The sequence below is a fragment of the Parasphingorhabdus sp. genome (assembly GCF_041748495.1).
GTDB lineage: Bacteria > Pseudomonadota > Alphaproteobacteria > Sphingomonadales > Sphingomonadaceae > Parasphingorhabdus.
Window position 1 is genome coordinate 1 of the sequence record NZ_JBGTDD010000027.1, and the last position, 15,701, is coordinate 15,701.

At 59.5% G+C, this 15,701-nt stretch carries 18 protein-coding genes and 1 pseudogene; 11 read left to right on the forward strand and 8 right to left on the reverse strand.

The window, feature by feature from the left end; all coding sequences use genetic code 11:
* The 4 genes and pseudogenes from ACEW8J_RS01970 to ACEW8J_RS01985 all read left to right on the forward strand — a co-directional run.
* A pseudogene (locus tag ACEW8J_RS01970) lies at positions 1-259 on the forward strand (type II secretion system protein GspE); the annotation flags it as partial.
* Between the two features lie 56 nt (positions 260-315).
* Positions 316-1,113, forward strand: a complete 798-nt coding sequence (locus ACEW8J_RS01975) for a tryptophan 2,3-dioxygenase (protein WP_373489948.1) — start codon at positions 316-318, stop codon at positions 1,111-1,113.
* Positions 1,110-2,231, forward strand: a complete 1,122-nt coding sequence (locus ACEW8J_RS01980; RefSeq protein ID WP_373489949.1) for a class V aminotransferase — start codon at positions 1,110-1,112, stop codon at positions 2,229-2,231. Before ACEW8J_RS01975 ends, ACEW8J_RS01980 begins: the two co-directional genes overlap by 4 nt.
* Positions 2,232-2,371: 140 nt before the next feature.
* A complete protein-coding gene (locus tag ACEW8J_RS01985; protein WP_373489950.1) occupies positions 2,372-3,058 on the forward strand; it encodes a crotonase/enoyl-CoA hydratase family protein in 687 nt (228 codons plus the stop codon).
* A gap of 9 nt (positions 3,059-3,067) precedes the next feature.
* Here the strand turns inward: ACEW8J_RS01985 and ACEW8J_RS01990 are convergent, their stop codons facing one another.
* From ACEW8J_RS01990 to ACEW8J_RS02005, 4 genes are all read right to left on the reverse strand, one after another.
* Entirely contained in the window at positions 3,068-3,436 is a 369-nt protein-coding gene (locus ACEW8J_RS01990) for a VOC family protein (protein WP_373489951.1), read from the reverse strand.
* A gap of 20 nt (positions 3,437-3,456) precedes the next feature.
* Positions 3,457-3,987: a DUF4199 domain-containing protein gene (locus tag ACEW8J_RS01995; protein WP_373489952.1), complete on the reverse strand. Its 531-nt coding sequence runs from the start codon at positions 3,985-3,987 to the stop codon at positions 3,457-3,459.
* Between the two features lie 93 nt (positions 3,988-4,080).
* A complete protein-coding gene (locus ACEW8J_RS02000; protein WP_373489953.1) occupies positions 4,081-4,494 on the reverse strand; it encodes a LuxR C-terminal-related transcriptional regulator in 414 nt (137 codons plus the stop codon).
* Between the two features lie 79 nt (positions 4,495-4,573).
* Complete coding sequence (locus ACEW8J_RS02005) at positions 4,574-6,517, reverse strand: prolyl oligopeptidase family serine peptidase (RefSeq protein ID WP_373489954.1); 1,944 nt, start codon at positions 6,515-6,517, stop codon at positions 4,574-4,576.
* Between the two features lie 69 nt (positions 6,518-6,586).
* Here ACEW8J_RS02005 and pabB point away from each other — a divergent pair, with 69 nt between their 5' ends.
* Both pabB and ACEW8J_RS02015 read left to right on the forward strand, forming a co-directional pair.
* Positions 6,587-8,371 carry an aminodeoxychorismate synthase component I gene (gene pabB, locus ACEW8J_RS02010; protein WP_373489955.1) on the forward strand — a complete coding sequence of 595 codons (1,785 nt, stop codon included), beginning with the start codon at positions 6,587-6,589 and terminating at the stop codon, positions 8,369-8,371.
* A 315-nt stretch (positions 8,372-8,686) separates the two neighbouring features.
* A complete protein-coding gene (locus tag ACEW8J_RS02015; protein WP_373489956.1) occupies positions 8,687-9,049 on the forward strand; it encodes a PRC-barrel domain-containing protein in 363 nt (120 codons plus the stop codon).
* 82 nt (positions 9,050-9,131) lie between these two features.
* On the opposite strand, the gene ACEW8J_RS02020 is transcribed toward ACEW8J_RS02015, so the two are convergent.
* From ACEW8J_RS02020 to ACEW8J_RS02030, 3 genes are all read right to left on the reverse strand, one after another.
* Positions 9,132-9,323, reverse strand: coding sequence for a DUF3008 family protein (locus ACEW8J_RS02020; RefSeq protein WP_373489957.1), 192 nt, complete (start codon positions 9,321-9,323; stop codon positions 9,132-9,134).
* Between the two features lie 35 nt (positions 9,324-9,358).
* Complete coding sequence (locus tag ACEW8J_RS02025; protein ID WP_373489958.1) at positions 9,359-9,847, reverse strand: MgtC/SapB family protein; 489 nt, start codon at positions 9,845-9,847, stop codon at positions 9,359-9,361.
* Positions 9,848-9,937: 90 nt separating this feature from the next.
* Positions 9,938-10,495, reverse strand: a complete 558-nt coding sequence (locus ACEW8J_RS02030; protein ID WP_373489959.1) for a peroxiredoxin — start codon at positions 10,493-10,495, stop codon at positions 9,938-9,940.
* Between the two features lie 543 nt (positions 10,496-11,038).
* Here ACEW8J_RS02030 and ACEW8J_RS02035 point away from each other — a divergent pair.
* The 5 genes from ACEW8J_RS02035 (at position 11,039) to msrA (ending at position 14,957) form a co-directional block, all read left to right on the forward strand.
* Positions 11,039-12,328: an O-acetylhomoserine aminocarboxypropyltransferase gene (locus tag ACEW8J_RS02035; RefSeq protein ID WP_373489960.1), complete on the forward strand. Its 1,290-nt coding sequence runs from the start codon at positions 11,039-11,041 to the stop codon at positions 12,326-12,328.
* Positions 12,328-12,639, forward strand: coding sequence for an alkylphosphonate utilization protein (locus ACEW8J_RS02040; protein ID WP_373489961.1), 312 nt, complete (start codon positions 12,328-12,330; stop codon positions 12,637-12,639). The genes ACEW8J_RS02035 and ACEW8J_RS02040 overlap by 1 nt, the downstream gene beginning before the upstream one ends.
* Positions 12,640-12,706: 67 nt before the next feature.
* Entirely contained in the window at positions 12,707-13,909 is a 1,203-nt protein-coding gene (locus ACEW8J_RS02045; RefSeq protein ID WP_373489962.1) for a pyridoxal phosphate-dependent aminotransferase, read from the forward strand.
* Positions 13,910-14,054: 145 nt separating this feature from the next.
* The gene (locus tag ACEW8J_RS02050; protein ID WP_373489963.1) at positions 14,055-14,213 is read left to right on the forward strand and encodes a hypothetical protein; all 159 of its coding nucleotides are present in this window, start codon (positions 14,055-14,057) and stop codon (positions 14,211-14,213) included.
* 6 nt (positions 14,214-14,219) lie between these two features.
* Positions 14,220-14,957 (forward strand): peptide-methionine (S)-S-oxide reductase MsrA, encoded by a 738-nt coding sequence (msrA, locus tag ACEW8J_RS02055; RefSeq protein WP_373489964.1) that lies wholly within the window; start codon positions 14,220-14,222, stop codon positions 14,955-14,957.
* A gap of 170 nt (positions 14,958-15,127) precedes the next feature.
* On the opposite strand, the gene infC is transcribed toward msrA, so the two are convergent.
* On the reverse strand, positions 15,128-15,667 hold the full coding sequence (gene infC / locus ACEW8J_RS02060) for a translation initiation factor IF-3 (protein ID WP_373489995.1): 540 nt from the start codon (positions 15,665-15,667) through the stop codon (positions 15,128-15,130).
* Positions 15,668-15,701: the final 34 nt, after the last annotated feature.

The window sequence follows — 15,701 nt, forward strand, 5'->3', positions numbered from 1 at the left end:
GGTCTACCGCGAGACCGGCTGCGAACATTGCAACCAGACCGGGTTCCAGGGCCGGATCGGCGTGTTCGAGGCGATCCGGATCGACGACACCTTGCGCAAGCTGATCAATGATGGCGGCGATGAAGCGCGTATCACCGCCCATGCGTTCCTGCGCCAGCCCAATCTCGGCTCCGCCGCCAGAGCCCTGGTCCGCGAAGGCCTGACCACCGCAGAAGAAGGCATCAGGATATCCCGGCGCGAAAGCGAGGCGGCCGGCTAAGGCAGGGTGCTGACGCTGGCTCTTCCCATGAAGGCATCCCGGCGTTACTATCTTGCATGACCGATACATCGAAAATGACCTATGCGCGCTATCTGGCGCTCGACACGCTGCTGGACGCGCAGCATCCCCGGTCCGATCTGGATGACGAGATGCTGTTCATCATCATCCACCAGACCAAGGAATTGTGGCTCAAGCAGATCATTCGGGAGATGCGTTTCGCCAAGCAGCAGATAGTGACGGACGCGCTCGTGCCGGCCTATAAGGCGCTGGCCCGGGTCAGCCGCATCCAGGCGGTGATGACCCTGAGCTGGGATGTGCTCTCGACGATGACGCCCAGCGATTATACGCGGTTCCGCCATGTTCTGGGTCCCAGTTCAGGCTTTCAGTCCGACCAGTTCCGAACGGTGGAATATATGCTCGGCCTGAAGGACAAGGCATTTCTGAAATATCAGGAGGATCGCCCGCAAGCGCTGGCAAAGATGCGGGCGGCACTCGATCAGCCAAGCATCTGGGATGATGCCATAGCGGCGCTGGCGCGCGCCGGTTTCGAGATTGCGCCAGAGTTGCTTGACCGGGACTTTGCCAAGCCTCACCAGCCGTCCGACCAGGTCGAGGCGGCCTTTCTGAAAGTGTACCGCAATCCCGAAACCTATTGGGAGCTCTATCAACTGGCCGAAAAGCTGGTCGATCTGGACGATGCCATGGCCACATGGCGGCACAAGCATGTGCTGACGGTCGAACGGATCATCGGCGGGAAAATGGGCACTGGCGGCACTTCCGGCGTTTCCTATCTGCAAAGCACGGTACCGAAGCGCGCTTTCCCCGAACTATGGTCGCTGCGGACGCAATTATGAGCTGGAAACATCTGTTTTCAAAATCGCTCGCAGCCAATCCGGACCGCCTGCATTTTGCCGCGCACAGCCACCATCTCTGGCCCGATGCCAGCCATGCCGGTCAGCTGGCGGCCTGGGAAGATGCCGCCGCCCTGGCCGACCATAAATGGGGCAGGATCATGGGACCGGTCTGGTCCGAAGCGCAGCAGCATGTTGCCGGTGAATTGAAGCTGCCCGACCCGGCAACAGTCTGCTTTGCGCCCAACACCCACGATTTCATCGTCCGAATTGTGTCGGCGATTCCGGCTCGCCCCGTCCGGGTGCTGGCGACCGACGGCGAATTTCATAGCTTTCGCCGGCAAATGACGCGCTGGGCAGAGGCCGGGAAGATACAGTTGGAAACAGCATCACCGGCGACCTTGCTTGAAACCGCCCGGACCGGTAAGTTTGACCTGATCTTTGCCAGCCATGTGCTGTTCAATTCCGGAACCATTATCTCCGACCTGAACGCGCTGGCTGCACTGGCCGACCCCGCGGGCCCCTGGCTGGTGATCGACGGCTATCACGGCTTCATGGCGGTCGAGACCGATCTTTCGCCGGTTGCCGACCGCATATTCTATCTTTCCGGCGGTTATAAATATGCGATGGCGGGAGAGGGAGCCTGCTTCCTGCACGCGCCGCCCGGCTTTGCCGAACGGCCGGCGGTGACCGGCTGGTATGCCGCTTTTGACGATCTTTCGCTGCCGCCCGGAGATGTCGGCTATGCTCCCGATGGCCGCCGGTTTCTCGGCAGCACTTTCGATCCCTCCGGCCTGTACCGGTTCAATGCCGTACAGAATATGTTGCGCCGCGAAGGACTGACGACGGCGACCATTTCGGCTCATGTTGCTGATCTTCAGAAACAGTTTCTCCTGGACGCACCGCTGGCAGACCTTGCCTTGCTCAACCCGATTGGTACCGGTGCCCATGCGCGCTTTCTGGCCTTCAAGGGCGACCGCGCAGCCTCGATCCATGAATCATTGGCCGAGCAAAATGTCATGACCGATGTCCGCGGCGATGTCCTGCGCATCGGCTTCGCGCTTTATCATGATGCCGGGGATGTGGCGCGCTTGACAAAAATATTAGGGCGGCTGGCCTGAGCCATCCGCCGCTACGGCTTCATTGCCCGAACGCCTTTGCCCGCCTGATAGCGCCTGCCGCTGTTGATTTTGCGATTGACCTGCAGAAAATTGCCCATAGGTTTAATTGATCGATTAAACTGATGAAGGGAAAACAGACCATGAGCATTTCCGTCGATATCCAGAATGATGTGGCCCTGATCACCTTGGACGATGGCAAGGCCAATGCGGTCAATTTCGCATTGATGGAAGCGCTCAACGAGGCGCTGGACCAGGCCGAGGCTGACGCCAGGGCGATCGTGCTGGCTGGCCGTGAAGGGCGCTTCTCCGGTGGCTTCGATCTCGGCATGATGGGCAGCTTTACCCGCGATGATTCCGTCCGACTGCTCGACCGGGCCTCCGAACTGGTCCTGCGCCTGTATGGCGGCCCGGTTCCCGTCGTCGCTGCCTGCACCGGTCATGCGATAGCCATGGGCGTCTTCCTGCTGATGGCTTGCGACACGCGGATCGGGGCGGCCGGGGAATTCAAGCTGGGTGCGAATGAATCGATCACCGGCATGACGCTGCCCGTGTTTGCGGTCGAGCTGGCGCGTACACGGCTCAGCCCGCTGCATCAGACCCGGGCCATGATTCAGGCGTTCATCTATGATCCGAAAGGCGCAATCGAGGCCGGATATCTTGATATGCTGGTGGAACCCGACCAGGTGGTCAGCGAGGCGACCGCGCTTGCCGGTCAGCTCGCCAAACTGCCGGGCCATGCCTATGCCTATCAGAAATCCGCGATGCGCAAACCGGCACTGGATGCGATCCGGGCGAGCATCGGCAACCACCCCAATTTACGGAACTGAAACAGAATCTTACCGATGCTGGTCGATCAGGATCGGATTGCCGTCCGGGTCAGTCAGCAGGATGCTGGCCGGACCTTCACTGCCTTCGGCCTGGCTGTCGAGCTGCACGCCCGCAGCCAGCAGTGATTTCTGGATCTCGCGGACATCGTCAAAATCATCGAGATTTTGTGCATCCTGATCCCAGCCCGGGTTGAAGGTCAGCATATTTTTCGGGAACATGCCTTCGAACAGGCCGATCACCGTATCGCCGTTTTTCAGCATCAGCCATTTCTGGTCTGCCTCCCCATGAAATTTGCTGAAGCCGAGCTTTTCGTAAAAGGCTCTGGAAAGGGCGAGGTCCTTGACCGACAGGCTGATCGAAAAGGCTCCGAGATTCATATCCATTCTCCTTGGTTGCATCATTGGCGAGCGGGCAGGATTTTCGGGTTCCGCAGCAGCGCTGCCGACAGAATCGCGATGATCAGACCGACCGGAAAAATCTCGAGAAAGGTCATCGGCATGCGAATATATATTTTCCCGTAACTGGTTCGCATCTCATCCAGTTCGGCAATTTCCTGCGCCAGAGTTTCTCCGGTCAGACCGGCTGCCTTTTTCGCATCGATCGCGCTGTTCACATAACTGTTGATGAAACGATAATCGCTGCTCATCAGATATAATTCCCATACGACCGTATAGATGATTGCGGCAATGACGGTGATCGCTATTCCCATGGTGGCCGCCGGAAGAAACCGGATCACCCCGCCCCTCTCCAGATCACGGAAACGCTTGATGCCGATGAATATCATCGACAGCGCGACCAGCATGGTTAGATAGCCGAACAGCTCCGATGTCAGGAAGCTGCCCCCTTCGCTGACGACCAGGCCGAGGATCAACACGGCAATGGTGATGGTGCCCGACAGCATACCATAAGTTAAGGCGATTTTCTGCATGACTTTGCCTCCGTTCTGCGCGCGGTTATGGCACTGGCGAAGGGTTTTGAAAATCACCCGGAAGGGTGATTGGGCCGGAATCACCCGAAAATATCAGGGGATCAGATGCAAGGCCCGCGCTTCCTCGATCGCCCGGACCCGGCCGCTCACGTTCAGTTTCGCATACAGATTGGCAATATGGGTCTTGACCGTATTGGGTGAGATACCCAGCGTGCGCGCTATTTCCTTGTTGGATTGGCCCCTTGCCAGCGCTTCCAGCACTTCCCGCTCCCGTAGCGATATGCCCAGCGATTGCTGCGCAGCAAAATTCTGCTGAAACGGTTCCCCCGATTCTCGTGCGGTCAACCGGTGGCCCACCCAGATGCCGAGCGCGGCAAAGCCAATGGCGACCAGAACAATATAAATTTCGATCGAATAGGCCTTGGTAAAATATTTATATTGCAGCCACTCGAGCGCGAAGGCGGCGGCAGCCAGAACAAGCGCATAGAGAACGACAGTCCGGGCCATCGACCGCCGGACCGTCACGCTACGCGCTCGACATTGGGGATGGCGTCTCGTCTCATTATCTTGCCACCGGTTTCCTATCCTATTGCGTCTGGCCCAGCAGATATTTTTGCCAGAACAGCAGGCTCGCCCAGAACTGATAATCGGCATTGGCCTTCTTGCGGAAGCCATGGCCCTCATTTTGCGCAAGCAGATGCCAGGCTGGGCGACCGTTGGCGCGGACGGCGGTGACGATCTGCTCGGCCTCGCTCGCTGGCACGCGCGGGTCATTGGCGCCGGTCACGACCATCAGCGGGATCCGGATCTCGTGGGCCCGGGCGAGCGGGCTGATCTCTTCCAGTTTGGCCCGTTGTTCGGGGTCGCGCTCGTCGCCATATTCCGCTCGCCTTAGATCGCGGCGATAGGCTTGGGTATTCTCCAGAAATGTAACGAAATTGGAAATGCCGACCACTTCCAGCCCGGCTTTCAGTTGCTTGCCATAGCGCAGCATCGCGGCAAGCGTCATATAGCCGCCATAACTGCCTCCGGTCACCGCGATGCGGTTGCGGTCAATATTCCGGTCCCCGCGCAGCCGGTCAAGAAAGGCGCCGATATCCAGCACGCTATTCTCCCGCAACCAGGGACCGTTGTCGAGCGCCACGAATCTTTTGCCAAAGCCGGTTGACCCACGGACATTGGGATAGAATAGCGCGATGCCAAGCTCATTGACCAGATAATTGTTGCGCCCCAGAAAGCGCGGATTGGCCTGTCCTTCCGGACCACCGTGGATGCTGATGATCAGGGGCCGCTTGCCCTTGTGTCTGTCCGGATCGGGACGGTAAAGAAATCCGGACATTTTTTCCCCGTCAAAACTGCTGATCTCGACCAGTTCCGGTGCCACATTGGCGGCGGCATCCAGACCGCCGGTTTCGCTTCTGGTCCAGCGTGTGAGCGCCAGCGTTTCCGGGTTGACGCTATAGGCATCGGTGCCGGTCTGGTTGCTGTTGAGGGTGATGCCGAGATCTCCCCACGGCGCGAAGCGGATGCCGCTGATCACTCCAGCCGGCAAGGCATCTACGTCGCGCACGACGCCAGTTTTCGTGTCATAAAATTTCAGGAGCGAACGTCCCGCCTGATTGACCTCATAAGCGATCCAGCGGCCGTCCTTGCTGATATCAAAAGCGCTGATATCCCAGATTTTTTCGTCAATCAAAGGCTCGAACAGCGCCGTTTCCAGATTGACCACACCCAGCCGCTTGATATCGCTGCCATCATCCGATGCTGCCCAGAGCCGCCCGTCAGGCGCAAATTGCAGCCCGGCATAGCCGACCGGCTTGCTGCTGTCGGTCAGCTTGCGTGAACTGCCTTGTGCGATATCGATCAGATAGAGCTGATTGTCGGAGACCGACACATAGTTGAACACCAGCAAATATTTGTCGTCGGGCGAAAAATCGATCGGAAACCAGCCGCCGCCGGTGGAAGCGACCAGCAGCTTCGCGCTGTCGGGATTCGCCGGATTCATCAGATAGATGTCATTATAGAGGCCGGTGCGCTTGTTCGACCCGAAGGCGAGCAACTGGCCGCTGCTCGACCAGGGGCCGAGATTGTTGCGGCTCTCGCCATCGCTGAGCAACCTGGGGCGGTCGCTTTCCAGCGCATAGATCTGGTTGACCTCGTTGCCGCCGCTGTCTTTCTCGAACAACAGCGATGATCCATCCGGCGCAAATTGGCCGGAGTACACCGGTTCGCTGGCAAAGGTCAGTTGCTCGCGCTGCCCCATCGGCGTCGCAACCCGGTGCAACTGGCTGGTATCGGCAAAACGCGTCGACACCAGCATCGCCCGGGTCTTCGGGTCCCAGTCGACAAAGCTGGCGGTGCGATATTCCATATAGGGCCGGGTCCGCTCCACCATGTCGAGCGTAATTGGCGGGATCTCATCGGCGACCAGCGCAGCAGGCTGGGGTGCGACTTCCTCCGCCAGGCTCGGTCCGTGTCCTGCGATCATTGTTGCCGCCACCAGCATCCCGGCCAACCATTTGCACGTCATATGTTCATCCCGCTGTTCTGTTTTGCGATGTTTATGGACGAAGCGTAGCAAAAGCAATTAGAGGGAGCGATGTTTTGCGCTAACCGTCCTTTTGTGCTGCTCGATGATGCGCGCGCGCATGAAGCCGCCCCGGCCCGGCTCTATCAGGATCCGGTGACGGTGCTCCGAGCCGACAACGCGACCGAATTGCAGGCCTGTCTCGGCCAGATTTCAGCCGCGCGCGATCAGGGTCTGCACGCGGCGGGCTATTTGTCTTATGAAGCCGGACTGCCGCTGGAAGCGCGGCTGGCCGAACGGCTGCCCGACATCCTGCCGACCCCCTTGCTCTGGTTCGGACTGTTTGAACGATATGAAGAACTCCCGCCCGCCGCGCTGGCGGACCTGTTGCCCCCCGCCGATGGGGCCTGGCTCGGCGCTCTGCGTCCTGCAATATCCCGCGCCGACTATGACCGCGCCTTTCGGCAGGTGCAGGACTATATCGTCGCTGGCGATATCTATCAGGCGAACCTGACCTTCCGCGCCATCGCCGGCTATGCCGGTCACCCGCTGGCCCTTTACGCCGCGATCCGCGACCGCGCCCAGGCCGGCTATGGCGGCGTGATATTCGATGGCAGCAACTGCATGCTGTCTTTCTCGCCGGAACTATTCTTTGCGATCAAGGACGGCCGGATCACCGCCAAACCGATGAAGGGCACGGCCGCGCGGCTTGCCGATGCGGAAGCCGACGCCGCCGTGCGCGCGCGGTTGCACGGGGATCCCAAGCAACGCGCCGAAAATCTGATGATTGTCGATCTGCTGCGGAATGACCTGTCACGGGTGGCGGAGCGGGGCAGCGTGCAGGTGCCGGACCTGTTCCAGATCGAAAGCTATCCGACCATCCACCAGATGACCTCGACGGTGACCGCGCAGCTGCAAGACGGCCTCGACGCGGTCGACGTGATCCGCCAGATTTTCCCTTGCGGCTCGATCACCGGCGCGCCGAAAATCCGGGCGATGGAAATTATCGACCAGCTGGAGCCGGACGTGAGAGGCATTTACTGCGGCTCGATCGGGCGGATCGACGCCAATGGCGACGCTGCCTTCAATGTCGCGATCCGGACCTTCTTCCTCGAGCAGGGCAAAGAAACCCTTTCCATCGGTCTTGGCTCTGGCATAGTGGCGGACTCGGACGGGGAAGACGAATGGCGGGAATGTCTTGCCAAGGGGAGGTTCGCAGCCGTGAAAAATGAGGGGAGCGGGGGCGTGACCGGAGATTTGATCGAGACCATGGCGTTCGAACCGGCAACCGGCATTGGCCGGCTGGAAGGGCATCTGGAACGGATGAAGGCCAGTGCCGCCGCCCTCGAGTTCGAGTTCGACCGCCATGCCGCGCGCAACACCATCCAGGCGATCACATTCCATCAGGACACACCGGCGCTTGTCCGGCTGATGCTGGCAAAATCCGGCGCGATTGCCATCGAGCTCCGGCCGCTGCCTGGGCCGCTGACCGAACCGGTCCCCTGCCAGCTGGTGCCGATGTCCGCCAACGCGCAGGACTATCGTCTGCATCACAAGACCAGCGACAGAAGAGTCTATGCCGCCGCCGGCCTGGCATACGGCACGCACCCGGTGTTTGTTGATCACGACGGCTTCGTCACCGAAGGCGCCATCTGGAACATATTCGTCGAACGTGACGGCCAGCTGCTCACGCCCAGGCTTTCGCGTGGCGTGCTGCCCGGCGTGCTGCGCGCCGATTTGCTTGAACAGGGCAGGGCGGTGGAAGCGGACCTCACAGCGGATGATCTGGCGGACGGCTTCTGGCTGGGCAATAGCGTGCGCGGACTGGTCCAGGGCGCGCTGCGCCGCAACGCTTGATCAGTCACGACAAGAGGCACTGGCACTTCATCTTCGTTATCCTGAACTTGTTTCAGGACCTCGGGAGAACGGGCGCTGCCGACAGGGGGCCTCAAACAAGTTCGGGATGACCAGCATGGTAAATCGCCCGCCCAACACACATTCGTCGCCCCGCAGCACCCGCTCGACCGATATTTCTCCGTCAAACCAAAATTTCCGCATTCTTCTGGAACGATCTGCCCGAACGGTCGTTGGTTCTGTATAGCCAGACGACACCGGCCTCCCCCACCCAAAAGGCCACCGGACGGCTAGCCCTGAAACCAAGAGGAGAGAAACATGTTACAGGAACAGACAGACAGCACAGTGATTGGCAGTGACCGCGTCGACGGCACGACCGTTTATGGCGTCGACAAGGGCAAGATTGGCTCGGTCGACAAACTGCTGATCGACAAGCGCGGCGGCAATGTCACCGATGTGGTGATTTCCGCAGGCGGTTTCCTCGGCCTCGGCGATGAGAAGCACAGCATTCCCTGGTCAAAGCTCGACTACGACACCGATCTCGGTGGCTATCGCATCGACGTGACCAAGGAGCAGCTGATGGACGCACCGCGTTTTGGCAATAATGAACCGGATCGCGCCTATGACCGTGAATATCAGACCAAGGTCTATGATTATTGGGCCGTGACCCCGCACTGGTAAACCGCTGCGATAACTTCAGAAAGCCGGGCGAAGCCATTTCGCCCGGCTTTTTGGTGCCCGGATCGCATGGCGGCAGCTGTCGCTAGTCGTCACCGTCCACTTTCTCCGGCAGATCGTCATGGCCGGTGCTGGCATAATCCTCCAGCTCCGCTTCGGTCATGCTGTCATACATGTCTTTCGATGCCCCCTTGAGGTCGCCGACCTTGGCCTCGCCGCGCTTGACGGACAGGGCCGCTCCGGCGGCACGTTGCTGGGCTTTGGATTGGGCTGGCATATCTTCCTCCTTGTTGAATGGGGTTGCTGTCCGGTTCAGGGCGCGGGTTCTTCCCTATCCTGCTCGCCCGGGTCCCAATGGGCGGTGTACGGCGCGCTGGCGATCAACACGGTCAGGACAACAAAGGTCACGATCGCGGCCAGCCAGACCTCCCCGAAGCCGCAGATCAGTCCGATCGCACCCGCAACCCAGATCGCGGCGGCCGACCCGGCACCCTGGACAAAGCTGCCTTCCCGGAACATCGCCCCGGCGCCGAGGAAACCGATACCGGTGATCACCCCTTCGAATATCCGGCTGGGATCGATCTGGGTTTGCGGATCGACTGTCGATTCAACCAGCTCCATCGCCCCGATCGCCAGCCCGCAAGCGCCGACCGAAATGATGACAAAAGGCCGGAAATCAATCGGCTTGCGGCGGATGAATCGCTCCAGCCCGATCAGGAACGGCAATAATGTCGCCGCCCCCAGCCGCCACAGCGCCTCCGCCCAGGATATCGCTTCCGGTCCGTTGAAAATATCCGCCATGATCGTCGAACGCCCCGACGGCGGATTTGTTGCATGGGGTGGGGCATGTGGAATTCCGGAGTCAATAATCCATAGTCGTCGCCCCCGACGCTATTTTCTCGCCATCGCCTTGTTCCATGCTTTTATCCCGGCCAGGGCGCCGGGCACATGGCCCTTGACGTTGAGTGACGAATGGCTCCAGATTATCGTCCCGTCGGGCGCGATAATATAGGTGGTGCGGTTGGAGCCACCCATTACCGGCAGATTGGCGTCATAGGCGCTGATCACCGCCTTGCTGCCCACTGCGACCGCAAATTTGCTGCGGCATTCCTCGACCGAGAATTTTTTCAATGTCTCGATATCGTCAGCGCTGATCCCGATCACGGTGGCCCCCAACGCGTTAAACTCATCGGTCGCCTCGGCAAACTGGTTCGCCTCGATCGTGCAGCCCGACGTGAATGCCTTGGGATAGAAATAGAGCACGACCGGACCATCCATCAGCGCCTTTTTCAGACTGAAAGTGAACGGCTTGCCGCCGAGTACCGCCTGTGTCGTGAAATCCTGGGCCTTGGCGCCGCTTTTCAACGCCGCCAGGACCGGCGATGCCGCGACCGGGGCGAGGGAACAGGTGGCCAGCGCTAGCATCAGTGCGGATCTACGAAAATTCATGATCATTCTCCGTTTCGGAAAAAGAGGGTGCAGGCACAGGTTGCGCCTGCGGGCAAGGCGGCGAGGGCACGATAAGCATGTTTCCAGACTAGAAGGGAACGCGCTGCAATCATAGCTGTATCAAAGTCCGTAATCGCTCCCTGCCGGCAAAGCCGCCTTCCCCGAACGGCCGATCGGGCGATGCGCTAAATCGCGGCGAGATTCCAGCCTGCACTGGAAAGTCGGCTTTGCTCGAAATCCTTTCCTACACCGTCCCGATTCTGGTAGAATTCACCTCATGTTTCTTCGGCATCATAACCCGGCTCGTATCATTGACAATGACACCAGTGGAACGCTGGCCGCACGTCGCACACCCCTTGCCATCAAGAGGAAACCCACGGCCACAGACCAAAATGACCCCTATTTGCCCCAGCAGCTTTTTCCGATTCAGGGGGTGTGACCCGTGTGACCCCAATTTAAATTTTCGCGGCGGACGGTCAAAGTCTCTGGTAAACCACGCAGCGATCCCATAACCCGCGAGCCACATCACCAACGGAGCCGCTCATGACCGATCCCCTAGACACCGCCCGTCTCGAAACTCTCGCTGTCCACGCCGGGACCGCGCCCGACCCGACCACGAACGCGCGGATCACGCCGATTTACCAGACGGCGTCCTATGTATTCGACGATGCCGGTCATGCCGCCGACCTGTTCAATCTCGACGCGTTCGGCAATATCTACAGCCGCATCATGAACCCGACCAACGGCGCGCTCGAGGGCAAGATTGCGGCGATGGAGCGCGGCATCGGGGCGCTGGCGGTGGCCTCGGGCCATGCTGCGCAGCTACTCGTCTTTCACGTGCTGATGGATCCCGGAGCCCATATCGTCGCCGCGAAAAAACTTTACGGGGGTTCGCTCAACCAGCTTGGCCACAGTTTCAGGAAATTCGGCTGGAACGTAACCTTTGTCGATGCCGATGATCTGATGGCGGTCGAGGGCGCGATCACCGACGACACCCGCTGCATCTTCATCGAGAGCCTCGCCAATCCCGGCGGGGTGGTGCAGGATATCGCCGGTCTCGCCGATCTGGCCCATGGTGCCGGCATTCCGCTGGTCGTCGACAATACCATGGCCTCGCCGATGCTCTGCCGCCCGTTCGACCATGGCGCGGATATCATCGTCCACAGCGCCACCAAATTTCTCGGCGGCCATGGCAACAGTCTTGGCGGACTGATCGTCGATTCGGGCAGGTTCGATTGGACGAAGAGCGAAAAATTTGCCTTTCTCAACCAGCCCAATGCCTCTTATCATGGCAAGGTCTTCACCGAAGCCTTCGGCGAAATGGCCTTCATCCTGGCGGCGCGGGCCCTGTCATTGCGCGATCTCGGACCTGCGCTGGCACCGTTCAATGCCTTTCAGATCCTGACCGGCATGGAAACGCTGGCGTTGCGGATGGAACGCCATTGCAGCAATGCGCTCATGCTGGCGACCTGGCTGCAGGGTCATGAAGCGGTGGCCTGGGTCTCCTATGCCGGGTTACCGGACAGCGATTATCACGCGCTGGCGCAGAAATATCTCGATGGCCATGGCGGGGCGGTGTTCACCTTTGGCCTGAAGGGCGGCTATGATGCCGGGGTCAAGCTGGTCAGCGCCGTGAACATGTTCAGCCATCTTGCCAATATTGGCGACACCCGCTCGCTGATCATCCATCCCGCCTCGACCACCCACAGCCAGCTTTCGGCCGAAGAACTGGTCGCCGCCGGTGCCGGTCCGGACGTGGTCCGGGTCTCGGTCGGGATCGAGCATATTGACGATATCATCGACGATATGAAACAGGCGCTAGGGTCGCTGTGATGACTGAAGGCGCAGGCGACTATATCTATGACGAGGAAACCGGCGAGTGGCTTAGCCCGGATGATGCGGCAGAGCGCACGGTCGGCCCCGAAGTTGTAGATGCGGTCGGCAACTTGCTGGCCGACGGCGATGCCGTCACTCTGATCAAGGATCTGAAGGTCAAGGGGGCCGGACAGACGCTGAAGCGCGGCACGCTGATCAAGTCGATCCGGCTGACCGGTGACGCCCAAGAGATCGATTGCCGGCACGAGGGCATCAAGGGTCTCGTGCTCCGCGCAGAATTTGTGAAAAAACGCGGCGGCGGTCAATAGTGGTGTTGCAGCGCAGCAAGTTTCTGATTAGGCATGCCCGCGCCATCTCCTTGCGACAGGACCTCTTATGACCAATATTTCCAAAGCTCTCGGCCGCATCCAGCCCTCGGCGACGCTCGCCATGTCGGCGAAGGTCTCCGAACTGAAGGGGCAGGGCGTGGATGTCATCGGCTTGTCGGCGGGTGAACCGGATTTCGACACGCCGGATTTTGTCAAGGATGCGGCCATCCAGGCGATCCGTGATGGCGATACCAACTATACGGTGGTGGACGGCACTCCGGCGCTGAAAGCGGCGATCATCGGCAAATTCGAGCGTGAAAATGGCCTGACCTATGCGCCCAACCAGATTACCGTGAACAGCGGCGGCAAACACACATTGTTCAACGCGCTGGTCGCGACGCTGGACGAAGGCGATGAAGTCATCATCCCGGCGCCTTATTGGGTCAGCTATCCCGACATTGTCAATTTCACCGGCGGCACACCGGTGATTGTCGAGGCGGGCGCGGATCAGGGCTACAAGATGACCGCGGCACAGCTGGAAGCGGCGATCTCGCTAAAAACCAAATGGGTGATCCTCAACTCGCCATCCAATCCAACCGGTGCCGCCTATAGCGCGGAGGAACTCAAGGCGCTGGGCGATGTCATTCTGCCGCATAAGAATGTGATGGTGATGACCGACGATATGTATGAACATATCTGGTATGCCGACTTTCCTTTTGCGACCATCGCGCAGGTCTGCCCGGACTTGTATGACCGCACACTGACGGTGAACGGGGTTTCCAAGGCCTATGCCATGACCGGCTGGCGCATCGGCTATGCCGGTGGTCCGGCATGGCTGATCAAGGCGATGGGAAAATTGCAGTCGCAGTCGACCTCGAACCCGAGCTCAATTTCGCAGGCCGCCGCCGTGGCCGCGCTCAACGGCCCGCAGGATTTTCTGGTCGAGCGCAATGCCGCTTTCGAACGCCGCCGGGATCTGGTGGTGTCGATGCTGAATGACACGCCGGGCCTCGAATGTCCGACACCGGAAGGGGCCTTTTATGTCTATCCCGATGCCAGCGCGCTGATCGGCAAGACCACGCCCAAGGGACAGGTAATCGGATCGGATGAGGATCTGATCAACTATTTCCTCGAGGAAGCGCAAGTCGCTGCCGTGCATGGCGCAGCCTTTGGTCTCTCGCCCGCCTTCCGGATCAGCTATGCGACCTCGGAAGATATATTGACCGAGGCCTGCACCCGGATCCAGCGGGCCTGCGCGGCATTGCGCTGATCAGCGATCGATAGATAATCTTGTCGCCCGAAAACTGAATATGGCCATGTGATCAGGTTCACAGCGGCGACAGGAAAACTATATTAAGAGCTGTAACCAACAGGCGGATTGTTTCGAACAGACAAAGATCCCCAAGGAACAGAGCATGAAGAAATTATTCAAGTCCGATTTGACCTACAGCCTGGGTGGCGGCTTCGTCGCCGGTGCCTTGATGCTGTTTCTGATGCAGCCCGCAGAGCAGCGTCCGGATGCCGCCGATAACCTGTCGTCTACAGTGAGCGCGGCCAGCCAGCTGCTGAGCTAGGCCGTCATGAGCCCGGTCCTTTCCAGAACAATAGCATTTGGCGCTGCCTTCGCTGCGTTCGGCGCGGTATGGGCGGGCCTTCAGTCGACCCTCCCCGCAGATCAGGCGGCACGTTCCGCCTTGGTCGGTGAAGCCCATGCCGCCGAAAAAGCCACCATCATCCCGGTACCGCGACTCGATGCCAGGGAAGCCGGAACGCGCGCCGTCGCGATTTTTGCCGGCGGATGCTTCTGGGGTGTTGAAGCGGTTTTCGAGCATACAAAGGGGGTGATCAGCGCATCCTCCGGCTATCATGGCGGCATCAAACGCAGCGCCTCCTACGAGCTGGTCAGTGCTGGCCTCACCGACCATGCAGAGGTCGTCCGTGTGGTCTATGATCCGCAGCAGATCAGCTATGGCAAGCTGATGCAGATTTTCTTCTCGGTCACGACCGATCCGACGATGCTCAATGCCCAGGGTCCCGATCGCGGAAAACATTATCGCAGCGCTCTGGTGCCGATGAATGCCGGTCAGGCGAAAGCGGCGCGCGCCTATATCGCGCAGCTGGACAAGGGTCGCTACTGGCCGCAGCCGATCGTGACGCGGATCGAGCCGTACAAGGCCTTCCATCCCGCCGAGACCTATCATCAGAATTTTCTGCAGAAAAACCCGCGTCAGGCCTATATCGTCCGCTGGGACAAGCCCAAGCTGGCCAATCTGAAGCGGCATTTCCCAGCTCAGTACCGGACCAGGCCAGTCACCTGAGGCCTGCCGCCATTTAACCGGCTGTTAGCTTCGCTATGCTATCGGAAAGGGCAAATGCAGAGGGCAGAATGGTAAACCACGAATTTGAAATCATGATCGCAATCACCGCTCTGGTGGTTGGTCTGGTATTTCTGTGGATCGCCCGATTCGATGCTTGCTAGCCGAGGATCCTATTTCGGGCTTAGTACCATCAGCATCTGACGGCCTTCCAGCTTCGGATAGGCTTCGACCTTGGCGGTTTCCTTCATGTCTTCCTGCACGCGAACAAGCAAAGCCATGCCGAGTTGCTGATGCGACATTTCGCGGCCACGGAAGCGGAGCGTCACCTTCACCTTGTCGCCATTGTCGATGAACTTGTTCACATTGCGCATCTTCACGTCATAATCATGATCGTCGATATTCGGACGCATCTTGATTTCCTTGACGTCCTGCACCTTTTGCGTCTTGCGCGCGGCATTAGCCTTTTTCTGGGCCTCATATTTGAACTTGCCGACGTCGAGATATTTCGCAACCGGAGGCTGCGCATTGGGGGAAACTTCGACAAGGTCGAGTCCAACCTCTGCTGCTCGCTCAATCGCTTCGCTGGTTTTCATCACGCCAAGGTTTTCGCCCTTGTCGTCGATAACCCTGACGGTGTCGGAAATGATCAGATCGTTGAAGCGCGGGCCGCCCTTGACGGGCGGCGTGGGGCGGCGAGGGGGTGCAGCTATGTTAAATACTCCTGAGTGGTTGTCTATGCAGGCT